The sequence below is a fragment of the Methylorubrum podarium genome (assembly GCF_022179745.1).
Lineage (GTDB): Bacteria > Pseudomonadota > Alphaproteobacteria > Rhizobiales > Beijerinckiaceae > Methylobacterium > Methylobacterium podarium.
Genome location: NZ_BPRD01000077.1, coordinates 1 through 5,788, shown reverse-complemented (window position 1 = coordinate 5,788; position 5,788 = coordinate 1). Strand labels below are relative to the sequence as shown.

The window sequence follows — 5,788 nt, the reverse complement described above, 5'->3', positions numbered from 1 at the left end:
GCGGCGCGCGGCGGCGACCGACGCGCTGACGGGACTGGCCAATCGCAAGGCCTTCGACGGGTTTCTGCGCGACTCGATCGCCCGGACCCGGGCTGACGCCGGCAGCACCTTCTCCCTCATCCTGCTCGACATCGACCGCTTCAAGCTGATCAACGACACCTACGGCCACGAGGCCGGCGACGAGGTGCTGCGCGCCTTCGCCGAGCGCATCCGCCAGTACGTGCGGCCGATGGATATCCTCGCCCGCTACGGCGGCGAGGAAATCGTGATGGTGGTGCCCGGCGCCGAACTGCCCGACGCCCGCGCCATCGCCGAGCGCATCCGCGAGCGGATCGAGGCGACGCCCTTCGCCATCGACGGCGGCACCCGCGACATCGGCGTGACCGTCTCGGTCGGCGTCTCCGTGCGGCGCCCGACCGATTCCGGCCCGGCCGACCTGCTCAAGCGAGCCGACACCGCCCTCTACCGCGCCAAGTCCTTCGGCCGGAACCGGGTCGAGGCGGCGGCGGCGTAATCACGTCAGGCCGTCCGGCTCGGGAACCGGGGTCTCGGTCGCGGCCGCCGCCGGCGGGAACAGGCCGAGCAGCCGCGCGACCTCGTCGCCCTCGGCCCCGCCGAGAAGGTCGGCCAGGGTGTGGCGGTCCAGCACCGCGAGGAACGCCGCCAGCGCCTCCCCCAGCGCCCGCCGCAGGCGACAGGGCGCGGTGATCGCGCAGGACGCGCCGGAGAAGCACTCGACCAGCGCGAGATCGTCCTCGGTCGCCCGGACCACGGCGCCGACCACGATCTCGGCGGGCGGCTTGGCGAGGCGCAGGCCCCCGCCACGGCCCCGGATCGTCCGGATCAGCCCGAGCCGGCCGAGCTGGTGCACCACTTTCGTGAGATGGCTCTCCGAAATTCCGTAGGCCCGCGCGATCTCGGCGATCGAGCTCTGCTGCGGCTCGCGCAGGCCGACATAGATGAGGGTGCGCAGGGCGTAGTCCGTGTAGCGGGTCAGGCGCATGACGGGTCCGAACGGGCTTTAAGGTACATTTCGATTGCATCTTTTCAACCGGCACGGCAAAAGGTGCACGTCGCATGAATCTTTGGATGTGCCCATGCCCACGCCGCTCTCGCCCGAGACCATCGCCGTCATCAAAGCCACCGTTCCGGCCCTCGAGAGCCACGGGCTCACCATTACCCGGCGCATGTACGAGCGCCTGTTCGAGAACGCCGAGATCCGCGACCTCTTCAACCAGTCGCATCACGGCGAGACCGGCTCGCAGCCGAAGGCGCTCGCCCTCGCCGTTCTGGCCTATGCCCGCAACATCGACAATCTCGGCGCGCTGACGGGCGCCGTGGAGCGCATCGCCCAGAAGCACGTCGCGCTCAACATCCTGCCGGAACACTATCCTCACGTCGCCGACGCCTTGCTCGCGGCGATCGGGGACGTGCTGGGCGAGGCGGCGACGCCCACGATCCTCGCGGCCTGGGGCGAGGCGTACTGGTTCCTGGCGGAGCTGCTGATCGGCCGGGAGGCGACGATCTACCGTGATCTGGCGGCGCGCGTCGGCGGCTGGAACGGCTGGCGCGACTTCGTGGTCGAGAGCGTTACCCCGGAGAGCGAGACGATCCGCTCCTTCGTGCTGGTCCCCGCCGACGGCGGTCCGGTGATGCGGCACGAGCCGGGGCAGTATCTCGGCTTCCTCATCGACCTGCCGGGCCGGGGCGTGCTGAAGCGGAACTACTCGATCTCCTGCGCTCCCAACGCGCGCGCCTACCGCATCACCGTGAAGCGTGAGGCGGCAGCCGACCATCCGGCGGGTCTGGTCTCGAACTGGCTGCACGCCGAGGCGTGGGCCGGAACCGTGCTGAAGGTCGCCGCGCCCGCGGGCGATTTCTTCCTCGATCGGGCGAGCGCCGAGCCGGTGGTCCTGGTCAGCGGCGGCGTCGGCCTGACCCCGATGGTCAGCATGCTGGAGAGCCTCGCGGCGGAGACGCCCGAGCGCCCGGCATGGTTCGTCCACGGCGCCCTGAACGGGCGGGTCCACGCCATGCGCGACCACGTGCGCGGCCTCGTCGCGAGCGGCCAATCCCTGTCGGCCCGCACCTTCTACGCGGAGCCGGAGCCGCAGGATCGGCCCGGTGAGCACTACGACGAGGCAGGGCTGATCACGGCGGACTGGCTCGTCGCGAACACGCCGTCCGAGTGTGCGACCTACTATCTGTGCGGACCGAAACCCTTCCTGGCCGCCCTGGCGAACGGCCTCGCCCGCGCCGGAATCCCGGCGGAGCGGGTCCGGTTCGAGTTCTTCGGCCCGGCCGACACGCTCCTCGAAGAGGCGCCGAAACAGGCGGCCTGAAGCGAACGACGGCACCGCGCCGGGGGCGGGATCAGCCTGCCCCCGGATCGGTCTCGTCGCCCTGCGGCGGCACGCCCGGCTTGCCGTCGGTCTTCTCATTCGGGTCCTTGACCGCGTCAGGGGCGCTGTTGGCGGGCTTGTCCCCGTCCCGGCGCTCCCGATCCTTCGCGCGGTCGTCCCCGTCCTGCCTGTCCATCGTCATGCTCCCTCAGGAATCCGTAACCGGGCCGGGGCCGCTCAGGATCTGTTGGCTCAGGATCTTTTGGCCCTCTCCGGCTCGCCCGCGACGGGTTCGCCCTCGCGCGGACCGGCCGCCGCCTTGCGGTCGGAATGGCCGCCGGACGAGCCGCCGAGCGCCGGCGGGGCACGCCCCGCCGCGTCGCCTGGCTGACCGCCCTCGCCCCACTCGCCGCGCCGCTCGGCATCCGAGCGCCCGCCCGTCCCCTGGCCGGTGATCGCCGCCTGTTCAGGGGTCTGATGCCCGCCGCCCGCCGGATGGGGGCCGGGCGAGCCGACGGCCTCGTCGGGCTTACGGGTGCCGGTGTTGCTCAGGTCCTCGTCGGGCCGGTTCTCATTCCCCATCACGCCCTCCGTGGCGCGGGGCCTCCTCCTGGCCGACGGCGGCGGTGGCGCGCTCGATCGCCTCCTGCGCCGTCGCGTCGGGCTCGGAGCGCGAGGACGGATCGGAGATCCGGCGCAGGTTGTCCGGGGGCGTTTCGGCCTCGGTCTGGTCCGTCGCATCCTGCCGCTCCCTGCCGGAGGCGATGCGCGCGGTCTCGGCCGTCCCGTCCGGATTGCCCTTCAGGTCCGCCTGGGTCCGCGCAGGCACGCCCACGTCGAGCGGGGAGTCGGTGCCGACATCCTGGCCATTGCGGTCCGCATAGGCGTCGAACGCCTTGAGCGACGGCCGGTCGGGGGAAGTCTCCGTCATCATCATCCTCCAGATCTGACCGGGACAACCATCCGGGACCGGAGGAGTTGCGATGCGGGTCCTCGACGGACCCGCACCGCCCTTCGCGATTTAGAGTGCCTCACAAAACTCCCGGTCACTGACTGTTCTCGCTCTGGCGAGGACAGCGCGGCGGGAGTTTTGTGAGAGACACTCAGCCGATGCCCTCGAACAGCACCGAGGAGATGTAGCGCTCGGCGAACGAGCAGGCGACGGTGACGATGCGCTTGCCCTGGAACTCGGGGCGGCCCGCCAGTTCCAGCGCCGCCGCGACGTTGCCGCCGGTCGAGATGCCGCCGGGAATGCCCTCGAACTTGGCGAGATCCCGCGCGGTGTCGATCGCCTGCTGGTTCGACACCTTGAGGACGCCGTCGAGGATGTCGGTGTGCAGGTTGTCGGGGATGAAGCCCGCGCCGATGCCCTGGATCTTGTGCGGACCGGGCTGGCCGCCGGAGATCACCGGGCTGTCCACCGGCTCCACCGCGAACACCTTGAGGTGGGGCAGACGGGGCTTCAGCACCTCGCCGACGCCGGTCACCGTGCCGCCGGTGCCGACACCTGCCACGAAGGCGTCGAGCTGACCCTGCGTGTCGTTCCAGATCTCCTCCGCGGTGGTCTTGCGGTGGATCTCGGGGTTGGCCGGGTTCGAGAATTGCTGCGGCATCACCGCGCCGTCGATCTCGCGCAGCAGCTCCTCGGCGCGGGCGATGGCGCCCTTCATGCCCTGCGGGCCGGGGGTGAGCTCGAGTTGCGCCCCGAGGAAGGCGAGCATCTTGCGCCGCTCCAGCGACATCGTCTCCGGCATGACCAGGATCAGGCGGTAGCCGCGGGCGGCGGCGACGAAGGCCAGAGCGATGCCGGTGTTGCCCGAGGTCGGCTCGACCAGCGTGCCGCCGGGCTTGAGCCGGCCGGAGGCTTCAAGCGCGTCGATCATGTTGACGCCGATGCGGTCCTTCACGCTCGAGATCGGGTTGAAGAACTCGAGCTTGAGCAGGATCTCGGCATCGACGCCCCGCTCCTTGGTGAGCCGGTTGAGGCGCACGAGCGGCGTGTTGCCGATGGTCTCGGTGATCGAGCCGTAGACGCGGCCGTGTCCGGGCTTCCGGGCTTCCGGGGTCGAGGTGTCTGTCATCGTCTGTCCGCTCCCTGAGCGCTCCCGGGCCGAAACGGCGGCCGGCGCGGAAGCACGCGCCAACACGAAAGGCTTTCACATCGGCCCGGAGGACGGTGGCCGGGATCGAAGAAAGCCGATGCGAAACCAGAAACTTAGCGCTCCCGCCGAAACGGGGGCCGCTGGCGGCGACGCGTAGCCGATTTCGCAAGCTCCGTCGAGCTTCCCGGCCCGCGGATACCGGCCTTTACACGGAGAGCGCGCGGTTGAGCTTGCGCGGAGAATTTTATTTTATTTTTTCGCGCCCGGACGACAGTATTGTCATCCGCGATGCGCCGGATGGACGGCGCCGTAACCATCGGTCACTGCGGCTCAGACCGCGAACAGGCGGGCCGCGAGAATCAGGATCGTGATGCCGGTGCTGGTCGCGAGGGCGGCCACGGTCGCGGCCCCCTCGTGGTGGGCGCGGAGGAAATCGTAGCGCGTCGCGGCGGAGGCCGCCGGCCGCACCCTCGGGACGACGCGCTGGTGAACCCGGCCGATCCGCATTCCGTCTCTCCGCCTGATCGGCCGCGCGGGGCGCGACCGAGGCGTGCGAGGAAACGGCCGGTAAGCCTGACGGAGGGTGAATCCCGACCTCCGTCCGCGAATCGTCGTCAACGGGGTCTTAACGGGAGGCTCGCCGTGCGGCTGCACCGGCTCGTCCGCGAGGCCGGTGCGCCGTCCCGGAACGCCGCGTCACAGGGCGCGGTCGAAGCGCAGCTCGCCGTTCTGGCTGCGGATCACGAGCTGCGAGCCGTCGAGATCCCACTTGCCCGCCGTGCGCAGGGCGATGAGGAAGGCCTGCTCGGAGGCCGCCAGCGCCTTGTCGCAGGTCTTCTTGGTGAGCGCCAAGGGACCGACCGCGAGGTGCTGCTCTCGCAGGGGGAAGGCGGTGGCGGTGAAGGTGTTGCAGCCGCCGTAGCCGCGGGCGCGATACTGCGTGTCGATGATGAAGCTCGGACGGTCCGCGCCGGTGAACGGCTTGCCGTTCATGCTGACGGCGGTCCACATCGAGCCGAGGGGAAAGATCTTCTCCTGCGGCTTCGCGCCGGGAACGTATTGCGGCTTCTTCTCCGGCTGCTTGCCCGCGCCGAAGCCGGACGGATTGCCGCCCATTCCCATCTGCGCCGTGGCCGGCGCGGCCGCGAACGCGGCAGCCGCGCAGACCAGCGCGGCGGTCAGCATCCTGTTCATCGTTCAGCCCCCTTTCTGCTCGGCTGCCTCACCCCGAAGCCCCGCTCGACCGCATCGTCGGCCGGACAGTGAGCGGACACGGCTCTCGACTCGTCGCCCATGGCGGCGCGCGGCCCGAACGCTTCGGAGCCGGCGCGCCGCCATGGGCGA

At 70.6% G+C, this 5,788-nt stretch carries 9 protein-coding genes; 2 read left to right on the top strand and 7 right to left on the bottom strand.

All coding sequences use genetic code 11. From position 1 onward, the window contains the following. A partial coding sequence (locus MFF42_RS04010; protein ID WP_238254600.1) for a diguanylate cyclase occupies positions 1 to 514 on the top strand: 514 nt, incomplete at its 5' end. Here the strand turns inward: MFF42_RS04010 and MFF42_RS04005 are convergent. Beyond that, positions 515 to 1,003 carry an Rrf2 family transcriptional regulator gene (locus MFF42_RS04005; protein WP_238254599.1) on the bottom strand — a complete coding sequence of 163 codons (489 nt, stop codon included), beginning with the start codon at positions 1,001 to 1,003 and terminating at the stop codon, positions 515 to 517. It abuts the gene before it with no gap. Positions 1,004 to 1,097: 94 nt separating this feature from the next. Here MFF42_RS04005 and hmpA point away from each other — a divergent pair, with 94 nt between their 5' ends. Further along, positions 1,098 to 2,342, top strand: coding sequence for an NO-inducible flavohemoprotein (hmpA, locus tag MFF42_RS04000; RefSeq protein WP_238254598.1), 1,245 nt, complete (start codon positions 1,098 to 1,100; stop codon positions 2,340 to 2,342). A gap of 31 nt (positions 2,343 to 2,373) precedes the next feature. Here hmpA and MFF42_RS03995 read toward each other — a convergent pair whose 3' ends face one another. The 6 genes from MFF42_RS03995 to MFF42_RS03970 form a co-directional block, all read right to left on the bottom strand. Further along, positions 2,374 to 2,538, bottom strand: a complete 165-nt coding sequence (locus tag MFF42_RS03995; RefSeq protein WP_238254597.1) for a hypothetical protein — start codon at positions 2,536 to 2,538, stop codon at positions 2,374 to 2,376. Between the two features lie 56 nt (positions 2,539 to 2,594). Continuing rightward, positions 2,595 to 2,924 (bottom strand): hypothetical protein, encoded by a 330-nt coding sequence (locus MFF42_RS03990; RefSeq protein ID WP_238254596.1) that lies wholly within the window; start codon positions 2,922 to 2,924, stop codon positions 2,595 to 2,597. Then, positions 2,914 to 3,273 (bottom strand): hypothetical protein, encoded by a 360-nt coding sequence (locus MFF42_RS03985; protein WP_238254595.1) that lies wholly within the window; start codon positions 3,271 to 3,273, stop codon positions 2,914 to 2,916. The genes MFF42_RS03990 and MFF42_RS03985 overlap by 11 nt, the downstream gene beginning before the upstream one ends. A gap of 172 nt (positions 3,274 to 3,445) precedes the next feature. Beyond that, positions 3,446 to 4,423 (bottom strand): cysteine synthase A, encoded by a 978-nt coding sequence (cysK, locus tag MFF42_RS03980; RefSeq protein ID WP_238254594.1) that lies wholly within the window; start codon positions 4,421 to 4,423, stop codon positions 3,446 to 3,448. A gap of 351 nt (positions 4,424 to 4,774) precedes the next feature. Further along, entirely contained in the window at positions 4,775 to 4,951 is a 177-nt protein-coding gene (locus MFF42_RS03975; protein ID WP_238254593.1) for a hypothetical protein, read from the bottom strand. A 189-nt stretch (positions 4,952 to 5,140) separates the two neighbouring features. Then, on the bottom strand, positions 5,141 to 5,638 hold the full coding sequence (locus MFF42_RS03970; protein ID WP_238254592.1) for an META domain-containing protein: 498 nt from the start codon (positions 5,636 to 5,638) through the stop codon (positions 5,141 to 5,143). Between the last annotated feature and the right edge of the window lie 150 nt (positions 5,639 to 5,788).